We start from the raw sequence: 18,268 nt of genomic DNA, 5'->3' as shown, positions 1-18,268 counted from the left end.
CTTGTCGCGCACCGGCTCGGCACCAGCCGGCGGCTGCTGTGCGCCGCGCCCGCCTATCTTGCGCGGCACGATGCGCCGGAGACGATCGCGCAATTGAGCGACCACCGCCTGCTCGCCGCGACCGGCCAAATGCCCTGGCGGCTGGTGAGCGGGACACGCCGCGCGACGATCGAGCAGCCGAGCGCAGTCATCACCAATTCGAGCGAGATCGTCCGCGAACTCGCGCTGACCGGGGTGGGAATCGCGCTACGCTCGTTATGGGATGTCGGCGAGACGCTGGCGCGCGGCGATCTCGTCCGCATATTGCCCGACTGGGAGGGATCGACGGACGTCGGGATCTACGCGGTCCACCCGCGCGCGCCGGCGGTGCTGCCGGCGGTGACGGCGTTCATCGCATTCCTGCGCGAGACGCTGGCGGATACGAGGTTTTAAAACTCTCCCCGTTCGGAGGCTAATTCAGACCGCCACCGGCGCCGCGATATGCGGGTGCGGATCGTAATCGGTCACCGCGAAATCCTCGATCGCATAGTCGAAGATCGACGCGGGCCGCCGCGCGATATGCAGCCGCGGCTCGCTGCGCGGGGTGCGCGCCAGCGTCTCCTCCACCAGATGCGCGTGGTTGAGATAGATATGCGCGTCGCCCGCGCTCCACACCAATTCGCCAGGCGCGAGATCGCATTGCTGCGCGAGCATCCGCAGCAGCATCGCCGCCGAAAAGGCGTTGAACGCGAAACCCAGCCCGAGGTCGCACGAGCGCTGCCACAGCATCCCCGAAAGCCGCCCGCCGGCGACATGATATTGATAGGTCATGTGGCACGGCGGCAGCGCCATCCCGCCGAGCTCGGCGACATTCCAGCCGGTGAACAGCAAGCGGCGCGACGTGGGGTTATGCCGGATCATCTCGACCAGTTCGGCGATCTGGTTGACCGGCTTGCCCAGGCGAAACAGCCCCTCGCCCGCCGGTTCATACGTATCCCAATTGACCCATTGCTTGCCGTAGACCGGGCCGAGATCGCCCCATTGCGCGGCGAAATCCGGGTCGGCGAGGATGCGCGCCTCGAACGCGTCGCGATCGATCGTCTCGCCGGTCGCGCGGCGATAGCGATCGAGCGGCCAGTCGGTCCAGATATGCACCTTCTGCCGCACCAATTCGCGGATATTGGTGTCGCCGGTGAGGAACCATAGCATCTCGCGCGCCGCGGTCTTCCACGCGACGCGTTTGGTGGTCAGCAAGGGCACGCGGTCGTCGCTGAGATCGAAGCGCAGCGTCGGGCCGAACAAGGATCGCGTCCCCACCCCGGTGCGGTCGCGGCGTTCGTCGCCCCGTTCCCACACCTCGCGCAACAGCCGGAGATATTGGTCCTCGAAATGCGCATCGCTCATGCCGCAGCAGTGACAGGCACATGTCGGTCGCACAAGGGCGATGAGCGGAAGAGAAAGATCGATCCGAAACGGATGATAATAGTGGTTAACCCGGTGCCCAGCCGTTAGCTCGCACGATGAATTTCGCCCATCTGGCCGGCCTGTTCGCACCAATCGCATCCGCTACGGTTGAGATTGTCGCCTTCGCCTATCTCGATTCGGCCGGGCGCGTGCTGGGGCTGCGCCATATTCGGTCGGGCGATACGCTCTGCATCGACGTACCCATTCGCACGGTGGTGCGCGACGCGCTTTCGTTCGACGCGAAACTGGTTGCGATGGCGCACAATCACCCGTCGGGCCACGCCGAACCGAGCCGCAACGACCTGACGGTCACGCGCCTCGTCGTCACGGTGTTCAATGCCTTAGGGATTCGGCTCGTCGACCATCTGGTGCTTGGGGGCGGCGCCATTGTCAGCCTGCGCGCCCGTGGACTGTTGTGACGGCCGCAGCCGGCACGGCTTGATCGCGCCCGGTGCCGGGCGCGGCCCGACCGCCTTGAAGGTCGCGAAATAGCCGCCCGCCGACGGCATGTTCTCCATCCCGACGAGTTGATAGCCGACCGCGGCGAATTCGCAGCGCAGCAGCGCCGGCGGCGTGCCGTGATCGACAACGAGACGGTTGGCGTCGACCACCACCACCAGCCCCTCGGGACGCAGCGAGGGGCGCATCCGCCACAGGAATTCATAGGGCTGCTCGATCTCATGATACATATGCACCATGAAGATCCGATCGAAGCTGGCATCGGGCAGCTTGGGATCGGCCGGCACGCCGAGCCGCACGCTCACATTATCGAGCCGCTCGCGCGCAACGCGCTCGGCCAGCGCATCGCGCACCGCCGGCATGATATCCTCGGCGAGCACACGCCCGTCCTTGCCGACGCGTTGCGCGAGACGAATCGTGTAATAACCCTCGCCCGCACCGATATCGGCGACGGTCATGCCGGGCCTGATCTTGGCGCGGTCCATCACTATCGTCGCTTCGTTGAGCCGGTCGCGCGCCTCCTCGTTCGACCAGCGCGACGAGACGATATGCGCCACCGGGCGATCCGCGGCGGGAAACGGCCCGGGCTCACCCTTGTCGTCATGCCGGATCAGCGGCTGCGACCCGTCGCAACCGCCCAGCATCGCCGCCAGAGCAATCAGGGCCGCGCCCAGCCTCAATCGACATCCTCCACGTCGACCGTCTCGCCGGTCACGCGCTGCGACAGCGCGGCGGCCATGAAGTCGTCGAGATCGCCGTCGAGCACGTCGCTCGGCGAGGTGGAGGTGGTGCCGGTGCGCAGATCCTTCACCAGTTGATAGGGCTGGAGCACATAGGAACGGATCTGGTGCCCCCAGCCGATATCGGTCTTGGTGGCGTTGACCGCATTGGCCTCTTCCTCGCGCTTGCGCAGCTCATGCTCGTAAAGCCGCGCGCGGAGCTGGTTATACGCCTCGGCGCGGTTCTTGTGCTGGCTGCGCTGGTTCTGGCAGGCGACGACGATCCCGGTCGGCAGGTGGGTGATGCGCACCGCCGAATCGGTCGTGTTGATATGCTGCCCGCCCGCGCCCGACGCGCGATAGGTGTCGATGCGCAGCTCGCTGTCGTTGATCTCGATGTCGATCGAATCGTCGATCACCGGATAGACCCACACCGACGAGAAGCTGGTGTGGCGCCGCGCCGAGCTGTCATAGGGCGAAATCCGCACCAGCCGGTGGACCCCGCTCTCGACCTTGGCATAGCCATAGGCATTCTCGCCCTTGACCAGCAACGTCGCGGATTTGATCCCGGCCTGCTCGCCGGCGTGATAATCGACCAGTTCGACCTTATAGCCGCGGCGTTCGGCCCAGCGCGTGTACATGCGCTGGAGCATCTCCGCCCAGTCCTGGCTCTCGGTGCCGCCGGCGCCGGCGTTGATCTCCAGATAGGTGTCGTTGCTGTCAGCCTCACCGGCGAGCAGCGCCTTCACCTTGTCCTGCTGCGCACGCTCGGCGAGCTGGGCGAGCGCTTGCGTCCCCTCGACCGCGAGATCCTCGTCGCCCTCGGCTTCCGCGAGCTCGATCAGTTCGCTGGTGTCGGCGAGTTCGCGCTCGATCGCACGGGTCGCGGTGATCGCCTCGTCGAGCCGGCGACGCTCGCGCATCACTTCCTGCGCCTGTTTGGGATTTTCCCACAACGTCGGGTCCTCGACCCGCGCGTTGAGCTCGTCGAGCCGGCGGAGCGCGCGATCCCAATCGAGGAAGCGGCGCAACAGCGCCAGCGCCTCGTTGATCGTCTCGACATGGGCCTGCGCTTCGGCGCGCATCGTTCATTCTCCAAATCTCGTCATTCCGGCGACGGCCGGAATCTCGCGGGACAAGCTGTTCGCCTGATAACCGGGAAATCCCCGCCTTCGCCGGGATGACGTCTCAATTCAAGCCGGCGGGATTTAGTAAATCCCCCCCTGCCGCTGCAAGAAGTCGCTATCGCCGGGCTGTGCGCGCGGCGCGGCATTGGTTGCGGTGGCGGTCGGCGCCGCTTCCGGCCGGCGCGGTGCGCGGCGCGCCTCGCTCTGCGGCTTGAACGCTTCCCAGATCACCGCCGGGGTATATTCGCCGAAGGCCGGCCAGGCGCCGAACACCGGACGGCCCGAGGCGCGGTCGACGCGCACCATGCGGATTCCCTGGGGCGCACGGAACGGCAGTTTCTCCAGTCCGTCGAACGCCTTGACTGCGAATTCCTTGAAGATCGGCGCGGCCATCGTGCCGCCCTGGGCATAGCCGCCGAGGCTGGTCGGCGCGTCATAGCCCATATAGAGCCCACCGACCATTTGCGGGGTGCCGCCGATGAACCACACGTCGGTCGGCCCCGAATTGGTGCCGGTCTTGCCGAACATCGGGCGATCGAGATCGCGCAGCACGGTCGCGGTGCCGCGCTGGATCACGCCCTCGGTGATGTGGATCATCTGATAGGCGGTCATCGCATCGACCACCTGCCGCCCGCGCAGCCCGGGGCGCGGCATTGGCTTGCCGTCCCAATCGGGCATGTTGCAGCGATCGCAGGCGCGCCAATTCTCCGGCCAGATCACCTTGCCGTGACGGTCCTGGACGAAATCGACCAACGTCGGCGAATGCCAGCGGCCCTGATTGGCAAGCACGCCATAGGCATTGACCATCCGCATCACCGTCGTCTCGCCCGCGCCGAGCGCATAGGAGAGATAGGGCTGGTAATCGCCGATGTTCATCGCCTTCATCAGCCCGACGACATTGGTCATCCCGGTTTGCGCGGCGGCGCGCACCGTCATCAGGTTGCGCGATTGCTCGATGCCCCAGCGCATCGTGTGCGGGCCGGCGCCGCGGCTGTTGCCGAAGTTGCGGAAGCATTTCTGCCCCAGCCGCGCGCCCTGATAGACGCAGAACGGCCCGTCGACGATGATCGACGCCGGGGTCATGCCGTGTTCGAGCGCGGCGGAATAGACGATCGGCTTGATCGTCGACCCCGGCTGACGCATCGCCTGGGTCGCGCGGTTGAACGACTGGATCGAGGCATCGAACCCGCCCTGCATCGCAAGGATGCGGCCGGTCGCCGGCTCCTGCACGACGAACCCGCCCGAGACCTTGGGCACCGCGCGCAACGCGAACTGCCCGCCCTGCGGCGCGACCGCGATGATGTCGCCCGGCTTAATCGCGGCGAAGGCGGTGCCACCCTTGCCGCGCACCGGCATCTGCGCCAGATCGCGCGGCATCGATCCGGTCTGGCCGTTGGCGAAGCCGATCTGCCACGCATCGCCCTCACGCGCGATCGCGATTGCGGCGCGCCAGTCGTTGTAATCGATGCTGATATTGGTGTTGGCGAGCGCCCCAAGCCAGCTATCGCCCTCGAAATCGACATGCCGCAGCGGGCCGTTCCAGCCACGCCCGCGATCGTAGCGCACCAGCCCGTCGCGCAGCGCCTGCGCAGCATAGGCCTGAAGCTTGGGATCGAGCGAGGTGCGCACCCACAGGCCGCCCGAATAGACGCTGTTGGGCCCGTCGCGCGCGGTCTCGCCATATTTGCCGATCAGCTGGCGACGGACTTCCTCGACGAAATAGCCGCCGACCTGCTCGAACTTCGGCGTGCGGCGGATGATCGCGCCGATCGGCGCGGCGCGGGCTTCGTCTCTTTGCGCGGCGGTGATGTAGCCGTTCTTCTCCATCTCGCCGAGCACCCAGTTGCGGCGGGCGATTGCGCGATCGGTGTCGCGGAACGGATCGTAGTTCGACGGCCCCTTGGGCAATATGGCGAGATAGGCCATCTGCGGCAGGCTGAGCTCGGTCAGCTCCTTGTCGAAATAGGCGTGGCTCGCCGCTTCGACGCCATAAGCGTTCCGCCCGAGGAAGATCTGGTTGAGATAGAGTTCGAGGATCTGCTGCTTGCTCAGCGAATCCTCGATACGCCACGCCAGCACCGCCTCGCGCATCTTGCGCGTCGGGGAATAAGCATTGCCGATCAGCAGGTTCTTCGCGACCTGCTGGGTGATCGTCGACCCGCCCTTGGCGCGCCGGCCCGATCCCATCTTCGACACATAATCGACTACCGCGCCGGCAAGCCCGGGGTAATCGACGCCGTGATGCTCGAAGAAGGTCTTGTCCTCCGCAGACAGGAAAGCGTGGATCAGCTGTGGCGGATATTCGGCGAACGACAGTTCGACACGGCGTTCGCGCGCATAGGAATAGATCGGCGTGCCGTCGCCGCCGCGCACGTTGGTCGGCAGCGGCGGCTCATAGGTGCGCAGCTGATCGACCGACGGCAGATCGCGTGCGATCGCGAACCAGAACACCCCATAAGCGATCGCCGCCAGCACCGCGACCGCCGCGCCGATCTTGACCCAGCGCTTCGCCCACGCCTCACGCAGCGACCGCCGCCAATGGCCGGCATCGCGGCGCAGCTTGAGGGTCGTTTCGGGTTCAGGGGGAGAAGACGCCATACGCTTGGGGGGTATTTAGCAGGATTGCCGGGCGGGGGAACCCGGCATTATTTCGCCGCGATCCGCCGCGCGAAATAGATTTGCACCGCGCGCCTGACGCTCTCGGCAATCTTGGCGCGCCCGGCCTTGCTGTCGAGGAAGGCGGCGTCCTTGGGGTTGGAGATATAGCCGGTTTCGAACAGGATCGAGGGCATGTCCGGCGCCTTCAGCACCATCAGCGAGGCCATGCGGTGGAATTTCGCCTTGGTCGGCATCAAGGGCGCCGCCTCGCGCCCCAGGAGCCGCGCGAACCCCGCCGAGGCGTTCATCGTCTCGCGCTGGGTGAGATCGATCAGGATCGTCGAGACATCGGGGTTCTGATCGAGATCGACCCCGGCGATGATATCCGACTTGTTTTCGCGCGCCGCGAGCCGCGCGGCTTCCTTGTCGGAGGCAACCTCAGACAAGGTATAGGCGGTCGCGCCGGTGGCGTCGCCCGCCCCCACGCTGTCGCAATGGATCGAGATGAACAGATCGGCGCGCATCCGTCGCGCAATGCCGAAGCGCTCGCGCAGCACGAGATAGCGATCGTCGCTCCGCGTCAGCGCGACGCGCACGCGGCCGCTGGCGACCAGCGCGTCACGGATCGCCTTGGCGATCTTGAGCGTCACATCCTTTTCGCGCAGCCCGGTCTTGGGATTGATCGCGCCGGGATCGGGGCCGCCGTGCCCGGCGTCGATCACCACCAGCGGGCGATCCGCTTCCCCTTCCGCATGCGGCAGCGGTGCGCGCCGCGCCGGGGGAACGGGGGCCGAAACCCTGTAGCTCGCGACGCGCTCCGCGCCGAAGCCGAACGGCTGGAAGCTCAGCGGCCGCTGATCGATCGCCGCGGCGAAATGGCGCGCATCGGTCGGCGCGAGGATCAGCGCCAATGTGCGCCCCTCATCCTCGAACCCGCCGCCCGACACCAGCATCGGACGATCGAGATCGAGCACCACTCGCGCCCCGTCGCTGCCACGCCAGCCCTGCCGGATCGCGCTGACCACGCCCTCGCCCGGCAGCGACGGGCCGGGACGCGCGCCGTCGATATCGATCGCGATGCGGCGCGGGCCATCGAGGACGAAGCTCGATGCCTGCTCCACCGCGGCATCGAAATGGATCAGCACGCGGCCGCCGTCGATCTCGACGCGCTGGACGGTGGTGGCTTGCGCCGGGGCCGCGAACGCGACGGACACGAGCAATGCGGACACGCATCGCCACCGCCCTATCGCTCTGGCCCACCGCCCCGCCATCGAGAAACCGCCCTTTACCCCTTACACGCGCCTTATCGCGACGCTTTTCCACGCTGGCCCGAGGTCGGTTAACAGAAGCTTGACGGGGCAACGAGCTTTTTGCGGCGGAATGAGCGGATTTGAGCTAGTTGATGCATGACAAGTCCGGTGCTAATCCCCATCTCGACCGGACAGGCACGTCGTATTCGTGCCTTTACCTCCGGCCCACCGCTCGGTTCGCATTTTGCGGGGCCGGGCTTTCAGGTTGACGTTCGAATGCCGCATCTTTTCCCACCGCTGAACCGCCCGGCTTTCGCCGGCGGCGCGGGTTCGGGCCTGTTCCGGGGCGAGGCGCCCCGGCGTGCGGCACGAGCGAAGGCGATTTTACCAACAATTCGCGTGGCCGGGCGCAGCGCCCCGCCATTGCCAGATTATCGCACGACGGCGCCGCCCGGCGGCACGCGTGCGCGGAGACCATATAATGACCATGCGTATGCTGATCGACGCACGCCACCGGGAGGAAACCCGGGTCGCCGTCGTCAAGGGAAACCGGATCGAGGAATTTGATTTCGAGAGCGCTGAGCGCAAGCAGCTCAAGGGGAACATCTATCTCGCCAAGGTGACGCGCGTCGAGCCGTCGCTGCAGGCGGCGTTCGTCGATTACGGCGGCAATCGCCACGGCTTCCTCGCCTTTTCCGAAATCCACCCGGATTATTATCAGATCCCCAAGGAGGATCGCGACGCGCTGCTGCGTGAAGAGGCGGAGCATGCCGCCGAGGAAGCCAAGCTGCGCGCCGAGCAGGAAGCCGCCGAGGAGGCGGACGAGCCGTCCGAAGAGGATATCGAGCGTTTCGAGGACGATGGCGGAATGGACCCCGACGTCGCCGAGGACATGGATGGCGAGGCGCGCCCCGCCCGCTCGACCGTCAACGACGATCAGGTCGAGGCGCTGCGCCAGCGCCGCATGAACCTGCGCCGCCGCTACAAGATCCAGGACGTGATCCATCGCCGCCAGGTGCTGCTGGTCCAGGTGGTGAAGGAAGAGCGCGGCAATAAGGGCGCGGCGCTGACCACCTATCTCAGCCTCGCCGGGCGTTATTGCGTGCTGATGCCCAACACCTCGCACGGCGGCGGCATCTCGCGGAAGATCAGCAACACCGGCGACCGCAAGCGCCTGAAGTCGATCATGGCGGAGCTCAAGCTGCCGCCGTCAATGGGTTGCATCGTCCGCACCGCCGGGCTCCAGCGCACCAAGACCGAGATCAAGCGCGACTTCGATTATCTCGCGCGGCTGTGGGACGGGATCCGCGAGCAGACGCTCGCCTCCTCCGCGCCGGCGCTGATCTATGGCGACAGCGACCTGATCAAGCGCGCGATCCGCGATATCTATAACAAGGATATCGACGAAGTGATCGTCGAAGGCGACGAAGGCTATCGCCAGGCGAAGGACTTCATGAAGCTGCTGATGCCGAGCCACGCGCGCCGCGTGAAGCATTACAGCGATCCGATTCCCCTGTTCCAGCGCAGCCATGTCGAGGATCAGCTCGCCGCGATGTATCATCCGGTGGTGCAGCTTAAGTCGGGCGGCTATCTGGTGATCAACCCGACCGAGGCGCTGGTGTCGATCGACATCAACTCGGGCCGGTCGACCCGCGAGCACAATATCGAGCAGACCGCGACCGCGACCAATCTGGAAGCGGCACACGAGATCGCCCGCCAGCTCCGCCTGCGCGACATGGCCGGGCTGGTCGTGATCGACTTCATCGACATGGACAATAATTCCAATGTCCGGAAGGTCGAGAAGGCGATGAAGGAGGCGCTCAAGAACGATCGCGCGCGCATCCAGGTCGGCCGCATCTCCTCGTTCGGGCTGATGGAAATGAGCCGCCAGCGGCTGCGCACCGGGGTGCTCGAGGCATCGACCCGCGCCTGCCCGCATTGCGAGGGCACCGGGCTCGTCCGCACCGCGTCGTCGGCCGGCCTTTCCGCGCTGCGGCTGCTGGAGGATGAAGCGGCGCGCGGGCGCGGCTCGCTGCTGACGCTGCGCGCCAGCCAGGAAGCCGCTTTCTACGTGCTCAACCGCAAGCGCGGCGACATCGCCGAGATCGAGGATCGCTACGGCGTGCGCGTCGAGATCCTGCCCGACGGTGAGCAGGAAGGCGCGCGCATGTCGGTCGAGGCCTCGGGCCCGCCGCCGGCCTATGCGCCGAAGTTCGCCGCCCCGGTCGAGGAAATCGAGGAAGATTTCCCCGAGGAGTACGAAGCCGAGGAGGCTGAGGAAGAGGAAGTCGCCGAGGAGCGTCACGCGAGTCAGCCGCGCGAGGACGGCGATCGCGAAGGCGGGCGTCGCCGCCGTCGCCGTCGCGGCCGGCGCGGTCGCGGGCGGCCGGAGAATGGCGAGGCGCATGAGGGTGGCGAACATGCCGACGCCGAGGCCGAGGAGGCCGAAGCCGAGGTCGTTGCACAGCCCGAGGCGCACGCCGAAGAGGAAGGCGAACGCGAAGGTGTGCGTCGGCGCAACCGGCGCGGCCGGCGCGGTCGCAACCGCGGCGGTGCCGAGGCACCGGTTGAAACGGCGGTCGAAACCGTCGAGGAAGCGCCGGCTGCCGAGCCCGTCGCCGAGGAGCCGGCCGAAGTGCTCGCCGAGGTAGCGCCCAAGACGCGCCGCCGCCCGCGTGCCCGTGCCAAGGCCGAAACGGTCGCCGAGGCGCCCGCGGCCGAAGCGCCGGTGATCGAAGTCCCGGCACCGGCCGAAGCGGCGGCGGCGGAAGCCGCACCGAAGCCGAAGCGCGCACCGCGTCGCAAGAAGGCGGACGCGGCTGCGCCCGAGGCCGCCCCGGCCCCCGAAGCCGCGCCGGCCGAAGCGGCCGAAGCGCCGGCCAAGCCGAAGCGCACGCGCCGCAAGAAGGCCGATACGGCGGAAACGCCCGTCGCCGCCGAGGCCGCCAACGCCAATGGCGCGGCCGAGGAGGAAGCGGCACCCGAAGCGGCGAACGACGCACCCGCCGGCGGCCCGCGTCGCGGCTGGTGGCAGCGGACGTTCGGCGCCTGAGCCGTGCGTGGCCGGGTTTCAGCGGCGGTTCATCGCGAACCGCGCAGAAATCCGGCCACCACCGCCCCGTTCGGGCCATGCGCAGGAAAGACGTGATGACGCGCAGGGCTTTTGCCTGTTCCGTAAAGTGTTTGCGCGATAGCGCGCGCCTCCTTGTGTCCCCGCGCGGGCGGGGACCCAGCCTGTGCTTCCGCCCGCGCGGGAGCACAGCGGCGGCCGGGGTGACGGTCGAGGCGGTCATCTGATGAAGAAGACGCTCGCCGCCGCGCTCACCGCGATCCTGATCTGGGCGCAGCCCGCGCATGCGCAGTCGCTGCTGCGCGACGCCGAGACCGAGGCGCTGTTCAAGGACATGTCCGCGCCGCTGGTGAAAGCGGCCGGGCTCAACCCGCGCGACGTGCAGTTCGCGCTGATCAACGACGATTCGATCAACGCCTTCGTCGTCGGCGGGCAGGTCGTCTATATCCATAGCGGGCTGATCCAGGCGGCGGATAACGCCAATCAGGTGCAGGGCGTGATCGCGCACGAGCTGGGCCACATCGCCGACGGCCATATCGTCAACGCCGATGCCGGGACGAGGCCGGCGATGGCGATCTATCTGCTCTCGATGGTGCTGGGGCTGGCCGCGACCGCTGCGGGCGCGGGCGAGGCCGGGATGGGCGTGATGGCCGCCGGGCAGCAGGCGGCGATGGGCAAGTTCCTCGCCTTCAGCCGCACCCAGGAATCGACCGCGGACGCCAGCGCGGTCAAATATCTCAACGCCGCCGGGATCACCGGCAAAGGCATGCTGTCTTTCTTCAAGATCTTGCAGCAGCAGGAATATCGCTACGGGGTCGGCAAGATCGATCCGTTCATGCAGACCCACCCCTTGTCGGGCGAGCGCATCCAGACGATGACCGCCGACATCACCGCTTCGCCGGCCTATAACAAGCCGGCGGACCCGGCGCTGCAGGAGCGTTTCCTGCGCGTGAAGGCCAAGCTGATCGGCTATGTCGGCACGCCGACGCAAACGCTCAACACCTATCCGCTGAGCGACCAGAGCGTCTATGCGCATTATGCGCGCGCTTATGCCTATCATAAGGGCGGCTATCCCGACAAAGCCGATGCTGAGGCCGATGCGCTGGTCAAGGCCGCGCCGCACGACCCCTATTTCCTCGAGGTGAAGGGGCAGATCCTGCTCGAAGCCGGCAAGCCGGCCGAAGCGCTCGCGCCGCTGCGCGAGGCGACCGAGCTGTCGCGCAGCAACCCGCTGATCGCCACGACCTTCGGCCACGCGCTGATCGCGACCGAGAACAAGGCCAATTACCCGGAGGCGATCAAGGTGCTGCGTACCGCGGTGGCGCGCGACACCGAAAATCCCTTCGCCTGGCTCCAGCTCGGTACGGTCTACGAGCTGACCGGCGACGAGCCGCGCGCGATGCTCGCCACCGCCGAGCGGGCGAGCATGAACGGCGACAGCCGCACCGCCGCCTATAGCGCGCGCGCGGCGATGGCCGGCATCCCGAAGAACACGCCGGACTGGATTCGCGCGCAGGATATCGCGATGACGGCGCAGAACGACATGGACGACAATCCGAAGAAGTATAAGCGCAGATGAATCGGACTTTATTGGTGGGGCTGGTGCTGCTCGGCGCAGCTTTCGGCGCGGGCGGAACATGGCTTGCCGAGCGCGTCGCGCCCGGCGAGCTGAGCGGGGCGGATCGCGCGCGCGTCGATCGCGCGGTGCATGATTACATCCTCGCCAACCCCGATATCATCCCGGAGGCGATGCAGCGGCTCGCCGACCGCGAGAACGGCAAGGTGATCGCCGCGCAGCGCTCGGCGATCGAGACGCCCTATGGCAATGCCTATATGGGCAATCCCAACGGCGATGTGACGCTGGTCGAATTCTACGATTACAATTGCGGCTATTGCCGCGCGAGCCTGCCGACGCTCGACAAATTGGTGCAGGCCGATCCCAAATTGCGCATCGTGTTCCGCGAGATGCCGGTGCTGGCGGAGAGCAGCATCGCCGCCGCGCGCGCCGCGCTGACCGCCGCGTCGCAGGGCAAGTTCAAGCCGTTCCACGACGCGCTCTACGCCGCCGGGCCGGTGAGCGACCAGACGATCGCCGCCGCCGCGCGCACCGCCGGGGTCGACCTTTCCAAGCGGCCGTCCGACACCGACGACGAGATCCGCAATAACCTCGCGCTCACCGCCAAGCTCGGGATGCGCGGCACCCCGAGCTGGATCGTCGGCGATCGCGTGCTATCGGGCGCGCTCCCGCTCGATCGCCTCCAGGAAGCGATCGCCGCTGCACGGGCAGCAAAATCGTGAGCGAAAACACGATCCTGCGCCTGGAGGGCGTCACCAAGACCTATGCCGGCGGGGTCACCGCGCTGTCGCCGGTCGACCTTTCGATCCGCAAGGGCGAGATCTTCGCGTTGCTCGGGCCGAACGGCGCGGGCAAGACGACGCTGATCAGCATCATCTGCGGCATCGTCACCCCCTCCGCCGGGACGATCACCGTCGCGGGGCATGACGCGCAGCGCGACTACAAGGCCGCGCGCCGCGCGATCGGGCTGGTGCCGCAGGAGCTTTCGACCGATTCGTTCGAAAGCGTGCTCGCCACCGTCACCTTCTCGCGGCGGCTGTTCGGGCACGGCCCCAACCCCGCCTATATCGAGCAGATATTGCGCGACCTGTCGCTGTGGGACAAACGCAAGTCGCGGATCCTGGAGCTTTCCGGCGGGATGAAGCGCCGCGTGCTGATCGCCAAGGCGCTGGCGCACGAGCCGCAGATTCTGTTCCTCGACGAGCCGACCGCCGGGGTCGACGTCGCGCTGCGTCGCGACATGTGGAAACTGGTCCACCGGCTGCGCGACAATGGCGCGACGATCATCCTGACGACGCATTATATCGAGGAGGCCGAGGAAATGGCCGACCGCGTCGGCGTCATCAACCGCGGCAAATTGCTGCTGGTCGAGGAGAAGGACGCGCTGATGAAGAAGCTCGGCCGCCGCCAGCTCGCGCTGACGCTCGCCGAGCCGCTCGCCGCGCTGCCCGCGGGGCTGGAGCAATGGCATCTCGAGCTTGAGGCCGACGGGCGGATCCTGCGCTACACGTTCGATGCACAGGCCGAGCATACCGGCATCCCCTCGTTGCTCCGCGCGCTATCGGATCGCGGCATTTCGTTCAGCGATCTCGAAACCAAGCGATCGAGCCTCGAGGACATCTTCGTCGATCTGGTGAGGGAAACGGCATGAACCTCAACGGTATCTGGGCGATCTATCGCTTCGAGATGGCGCGCTTCGGCCGCACCTTCTGGACCAGCCTGCTGGTGCCGGTGATCACCACCTCGCTCTATTTCGTCGTGTTCGGCTCGGCGATCGGGTCGCAGATGCGCGAGGTTTCGGGGGTGCCCTATGGCGCGTTCATCGTGCCGGGGATGATGCTGCTCGCGATCTTCTCCGAGAGCATCTTGAACGGCAGCTTCGGCATCTACATGCCCAAGTTCACCGGGACGATCTACGAACTGCTCTCGGCGCCGCTATCGCCGTTCGAGACGGTGCTCGGCTATGTCAGCGCGGCGGCGACCAAGTCGCTGGTGATCGCGCTGATCATCCTTGCCACCGCGCATCTGTTCGTCGATCTGACGATCGTCCACCCGTTCGCGATGATCGGCTATCTGGTGCTGATCTGTGTCACCTTCTGCCTGTTCGGTTTCGTGATCGGGATTTTCGCCAAGGGGTTCGAGCAGCTTCAGGTGATCCCGTTGCTGATCGTCACCCCCCTCACCTTCTTGGGCGGCGCTTTCTATTCGGTGATGATCCTGCCCGAGCCGTGGCGGACGGTGACGCTGTTCAACCCGGTAGTGTACCTCATCAACGGCTTCCGCTGGACCTTCTTCGGCACCAGCGACGTCGCGGTGGCGGTGAGCCTTTCAGCGACGTTCGCGCTGTTCGCGGCGTGCCTGATCGCGGTGACGGTGATCTTCCGCACCGGGTGGCGGCTCAAGCATTAGGGGCAAGCTGCCCCTCCCCGTTCGGGCTGAGCTTGTCGAAGCCCTGCACTTTTCTTCCACGCAAGAAGGGCAGCCCTTCGACAAGCTCAGGGCGAACGGGAGACACCGTCCTTCCGTGCGCCAAGGCTCAAATCTTCGGAAAATTGTTCGAGCGCTTCACCACGCCGTAGGCAAAGCTCGTATCGATCGACGCGATATGCTTCAGCCGGTGGAGCTTCGAGCGGACGAAATGCTCGTAATCGGCGAGGTCCTTCGCCAGCACGCGCAGCAGATAATCGGCGTCGCCGGTCATCACATAGCAATCGAGGATATTGTCCATCCCGCCGATGCTCGCCTCGAAGCTCGCGACCGCCTCCTCGCTATGCCGATCGAGCCGGATGCGGACGAAGGCGGTCAGCGGCAGGCCATAGGCCTGTTCGTCGACGATCGCGGTATAGCCTTGGATCACCCCGCTCTTTTCGAGCGCGCGCAACCGCCGCAGGCACGGCGACGGTGACAGTGCGACGCGTTCGGACAGCTCCAAATTGGTCAGCCGTCCGTCTTCCTGCAGCGCGGCGAGAATCTGGCGGTCTTTCGCATCCATCGACGATCCTTCACGACGATCGGGGCGTTTCGTCAATGCGCGCGCGCGATCAGGCGGCGAGCGCGGTCACCGATCCGCCCAGCGCCCGATCGAGATCGGCGATGATATCCTCGACATCCTCCAACCCGACCGACAGCCGGATCAGCCCCTCGGAAATGCCGTAAGCGGCGCGCTCCTCGGGGGTGTAGGTCGAATGCGTCATCGAGGCGGGATGCTGGATCAGCGTCTCGGCATCGCCGAGCGATACCGCGCGCTGGATCAGCGCCAGGCGGTTCATCATCGCGCGCCCCGCGGCCGCGCCGCCGGCCAGTTCGAACGCGATCATCCCGCCGAACCCCGGCATCTGGCGCGCCGCCAGCTCATGCTGCGCGAAGCTTTCGAGCCCGGGATAATGGACCGCCTCCACCGCCGGATGCGCCTCCAGCATCCGCGCCACCGCCAGCGCGTTGACGCAATGCCGCTCGACGCGGAGCTTGAGCGTCTTGAGTCCGCGCAGCACCAGCATCGCGTTGAACGGCGCCATCACCGCGCCGGTCATGTCCTTCATCCCGACGAGGCGCACTTCGGCGATATCCGCGCGCGAGCCGACCGCGATGCCGCCGATCAGATCACCGTGGCCACCCATATATTTGGTCGCGGAATGCACCACGATATCCGCGCCGTGCTCGATCGGGCGGGTCAGCACCGGGGTGGCATAGGTATTGTCGACGACGACCTTGGCGCCCTTCGCCTTGGCGACCCGTGCCACCGCCGCGATATCGATCAGCCGCATATTGGGGTTGGCCGGAGTCTCGAAATAGACCACGCGCGTCTTGTCCGAGATCGCCGCCGCGACCGCATCCAGATCCATCATGTCGACATGCGTGACGCGGATGCCGAACCGGCCGAGCCCGTGGCGCATGAAGGCGAAGGTGCAGCCGTAGAGCGTCTTGTCGATGACGATCTCGTCGCCGGGCGAGACAAGCGTCCACAATACCGCGGTGATCGCCCCCATCCCCGAAGCGAGCGCCAGCCCCGCCTCGGCGCCTTCGAGCGAGGCGCAGCGCTGTTCGAGCAGATCGAGCGTGGGGTTGGAAATCCGCGAATATGCGTGGCCGGCACGCTCGCCGGCGAAGATCGCGGCGCCGTGATCGGCATCCTCGAACGCGAAGGTCGAGGTGAGGTGCAGCGGCGGGGTGAGCGCCCAATCGTTATCCGCGGGGTTGTAACCCAGGTGGATCGCGCGGGTCATGAAACCGGGCGCTTTGGGGTCGCTCACTATTTGGTCCTTCCGGTGGAGATGCCACCGGAGACCTAACAGCGCATGCGGGGCAGGTGCTGCCAAAGTCGGCTGCTATTGCGGGCGATTTTGGCAGATGATGCCAATATCGTCCCTCCCCGTCATTCCCGCGAAGGCGGGAATCCATTCTCGCCGGTCAGCGAAAGAACCGCTCCGCCAGCCAGAATGGATTCCCGCCTTTGCGGGAATGACGGAAGATAACGTGGCGCCGCGGCAAAGCCGCGTCGTCGGACGGGTTCGGCTATGCCGACCCGCCAGCCGGGCGACAGCTTCGCTCAGCTCCGCTGCGCGACCGGCGCGCAGCGCGCGCCTAGCTGTTCGCCGCGATCCATTCCTCAACCACGGGCGCGATGCGATTACGCCACTTCGACCCGTTGAAGATCCCATAATGCCCGACGCCCTCGGCGAGCAGATAGCGCTTCTTCGCCGCCGGCAGCTTCTTCGCCAGCGTCAGCGCGGCCTTGGTCTGGCCGATGCCGGAGATATCGTCGCGCTCGCCCTCGATCGCGAGCAACCCGATATCGGTGATCGCCGACAGATCGATCGGGCGCCCGCGGTGGGTCATCAGCCCGCGCGGCAATTTGTGCTCCTGGAACACCACGTCGATTGTCTGGAGGTAGAATTCCTCGGTCATGTCGCACACCGAGCGATATTCGTCGTAAAAATCCTTGGTCGCCTCGGCGCTCTCGCCGTCGCCGCGGACGAGATGTTTGAACATCTCCCAATGGCTCATCATGTGGTTGCCGAGGTTCATCGACATGAAGCCGGTGAGCTGGAGGAAGCCGGGATAGACCCGCCGCCCGCCGCCCGGATAGACCACCGGCACCGTCGCGATGACATTCTGGCGGAACCAGGCATGCGGCCGCTGGGTCGCGAGCTCGTTGACCGCGGTCGGCGCCTCGCGGGTGTCGATCGGGCCGCCCATCATCGTCAACGTCTTGGGACGGCACGGATTCTTATCCGCGCTCATCAGCGCGGCGGCGGCGTAGCACGGCACCGACGGCTGGCACACCGCGAGCATATGCCCGCCCGGCCCGATCGCCTCCATGAACTCGACCAGATAATCGATATAATCGTCGAGGTCGAAGAAGCCCTCGGCCAGCGGCACGAGCTTCGCGTCGCGCCAGTCGGTGATATAGACGTCGCAGGTCGGCAGCATCCGCTCGACCGTGCCGCGCAGCAGCGTGGCATAATGGCCCGACATCGGCGCGACGATCAGCAGCTTCGGCCCACCCTTCACGCCCTTGCGCGCGAACCGCTTCAACTGGCCGAACGGCTTCTGCAGCACGATCTCCTCGATCACCTCGACCTCGCGGCCGTCGACCGTGGTGCGATCGAGCCCGAACGCCGGCTTGCCGCGCGGCGCCGCAGCATGAGCGAACACTTCGAGCGCGGAGGCCATGACCGTTCCGCCGCCGAAATAGGCGAATGGGTTTGCCGGGTTCTGGAGCATGCCCGCGCCAAAATTGGCCAATGCGCTGGCACTGGCGAGCATCGAACGCTGAATTTCATAGGCGTCGTAGAGCATTCGGTATCCTGTTTCCCGACACTTTGAACCTGAAGTAGGTAGCGTGTTTCATCCAGATGACAATTTCAAATGCTGCAATCGCGAAATTGCGGGGTGAAAACGGGGCGACTTGCATCCTTCCCACCACCCGGCGAAGGCCGGGGTCCGGCAACGGTCGGCCCGATACTGGACCCCGGCCTTCGCCGGGTGGTGCGGATGAAATTTCCCGCGTCCCCGCGCAGGCGGGG

General features: G+C 66.3%; 15 protein-coding genes. 7 read left to right on the top strand and 8 right to left on the bottom strand.

Annotated features, from left to right (window positions below; translation table 11 throughout):
• Nucleotides 1-432: substrate binding domain-containing protein (locus tag BGN95_RS01690; protein ID WP_286771428.1), on the top strand; the 432-nt coding region annotated here is incomplete at its 5' end.
• A 24-nt stretch (nucleotides 433-456) separates the two neighbouring features.
• Here the strand turns inward: BGN95_RS01690 and thyA are convergent.
• Nucleotides 457-1,383, bottom strand: a complete 927-nt coding sequence (gene thyA, locus BGN95_RS01685; RefSeq protein WP_265268868.1) for a thymidylate synthase — start codon at nucleotides 1,381-1,383, stop codon at nucleotides 457-459.
• Between the two features lie 116 nt (nucleotides 1,384-1,499).
• On the opposite strand from thyA, the gene BGN95_RS01680 reads away from it, so the two are divergent.
• Entirely contained in the window at nucleotides 1,500-1,862 is a 363-nt protein-coding gene (locus BGN95_RS01680) for a JAB domain-containing protein (RefSeq protein ID WP_265268867.1), read from the top strand.
• On the opposite strand, the gene BGN95_RS01675 is transcribed toward BGN95_RS01680, so the two are convergent.
• From BGN95_RS01675 to BGN95_RS01660, 4 genes are all read right to left on the bottom strand, one after another.
• Nucleotides 1,785-2,546: a class I SAM-dependent methyltransferase gene (locus BGN95_RS01675; RefSeq protein WP_286771434.1), complete on the bottom strand. Its 762-nt coding sequence runs from the start codon at nucleotides 2,544-2,546 to the stop codon at nucleotides 1,785-1,787. The two genes, BGN95_RS01680 and BGN95_RS01675, sit on opposite strands and share 78 nt — an antisense overlap.
• 32 nt (nucleotides 2,547-2,578) lie before the next feature.
• A complete protein-coding gene (prfB, locus tag BGN95_RS01670; RefSeq protein WP_265268866.1) occupies nucleotides 2,579-3,706 on the bottom strand; it encodes a peptide chain release factor 2 in 1,128 nt (375 codons plus the stop codon).
• Between the two features lie 123 nt (nucleotides 3,707-3,829).
• On the bottom strand, nucleotides 3,830-6,346 hold the full coding sequence (locus tag BGN95_RS01665; RefSeq protein WP_286771427.1) for a penicillin-binding protein 1A: 2,517 nt from the start codon (nucleotides 6,344-6,346) through the stop codon (nucleotides 3,830-3,832).
• A gap of 47 nt (nucleotides 6,347-6,393) precedes the next feature.
• Entirely contained in the window at nucleotides 6,394-7,617 is a 1,224-nt protein-coding gene (locus BGN95_RS01660; RefSeq protein ID WP_502688231.1) for an N-acetylmuramoyl-L-alanine amidase, read from the bottom strand.
• Between the two features lie 472 nt (nucleotides 7,618-8,089).
• On the opposite strand from BGN95_RS01660, the gene BGN95_RS01655 reads away from it, so the two are divergent.
• The 5 genes from BGN95_RS01655 (at nucleotide 8,090) to BGN95_RS01635 (ending at nucleotide 14,651) form a co-directional block, all read left to right on the top strand.
• Complete coding sequence (locus tag BGN95_RS01655) at nucleotides 8,090-10,648, top strand: Rne/Rng family ribonuclease (RefSeq protein ID WP_286771433.1); 2,559 nt, start codon at nucleotides 8,090-8,092, stop codon at nucleotides 10,646-10,648.
• 244 nt (nucleotides 10,649-10,892) lie between these two features.
• A complete protein-coding gene (locus tag BGN95_RS01650; RefSeq protein WP_179512094.1) occupies nucleotides 10,893-12,245 on the top strand; it encodes a M48 family metalloprotease in 1,353 nt (450 codons plus the stop codon).
• Nucleotides 12,242-12,964, top strand: coding sequence for a DsbA family protein (locus BGN95_RS01645; protein WP_265313652.1), 723 nt, complete (start codon nucleotides 12,242-12,244; stop codon nucleotides 12,962-12,964). The genes BGN95_RS01650 and BGN95_RS01645 overlap by 4 nt, the downstream gene beginning before the upstream one ends.
• Complete coding sequence (locus tag BGN95_RS01640) at nucleotides 12,961-13,893, top strand: ABC transporter ATP-binding protein (RefSeq protein ID WP_265313653.1); 933 nt, start codon at nucleotides 12,961-12,963, stop codon at nucleotides 13,891-13,893. The genes BGN95_RS01645 and BGN95_RS01640 overlap by 4 nt, the downstream gene beginning before the upstream one ends.
• Nucleotides 13,890-14,651, top strand: a complete 762-nt coding sequence (locus BGN95_RS01635) for an ABC transporter permease (RefSeq protein WP_286771425.1) — start codon at nucleotides 13,890-13,892, stop codon at nucleotides 14,649-14,651. The genes BGN95_RS01640 and BGN95_RS01635 overlap by 4 nt, the downstream gene beginning before the upstream one ends.
• A gap of 127 nt (nucleotides 14,652-14,778) precedes the next feature.
• Here the strand turns inward: BGN95_RS01635 and BGN95_RS01630 are convergent, their stop codons facing one another.
• The 3 genes from BGN95_RS01630 to BGN95_RS01620 form a co-directional block, all read right to left on the bottom strand.
• Nucleotides 14,779-15,234, bottom strand: a complete 456-nt coding sequence (locus BGN95_RS01630; RefSeq protein ID WP_265268859.1) for an Lrp/AsnC family transcriptional regulator — start codon at nucleotides 15,232-15,234, stop codon at nucleotides 14,779-14,781.
• A gap of 49 nt (nucleotides 15,235-15,283) precedes the next feature.
• Entirely contained in the window at nucleotides 15,284-16,492 is a 1,209-nt protein-coding gene (locus BGN95_RS01625) for a methionine gamma-lyase (RefSeq protein WP_286771424.1), read from the bottom strand.
• Nucleotides 16,493-16,823: 331 nt separating this feature from the next.
• Nucleotides 16,824-18,041: a polyhydroxyalkanoate depolymerase gene (locus BGN95_RS01620; RefSeq protein WP_265313655.1), complete on the bottom strand. Its 1,218-nt coding sequence runs from the start codon at nucleotides 18,039-18,041 to the stop codon at nucleotides 16,824-16,826.
• Nucleotides 18,042-18,268 lie beyond the last annotated feature (227 nt).

This window comes from Sphingomonas sp. 66-10, from assembly GCF_001897045.1.
Lineage (GTDB): Bacteria > Pseudomonadota > Alphaproteobacteria > Sphingomonadales > Sphingomonadaceae > Sphingomonas > Sphingomonas lycopersici.
Note: the sequence above shows the minus strand (reverse complement) of the source record. Positions and strands in the feature narration are given on the sequence as shown.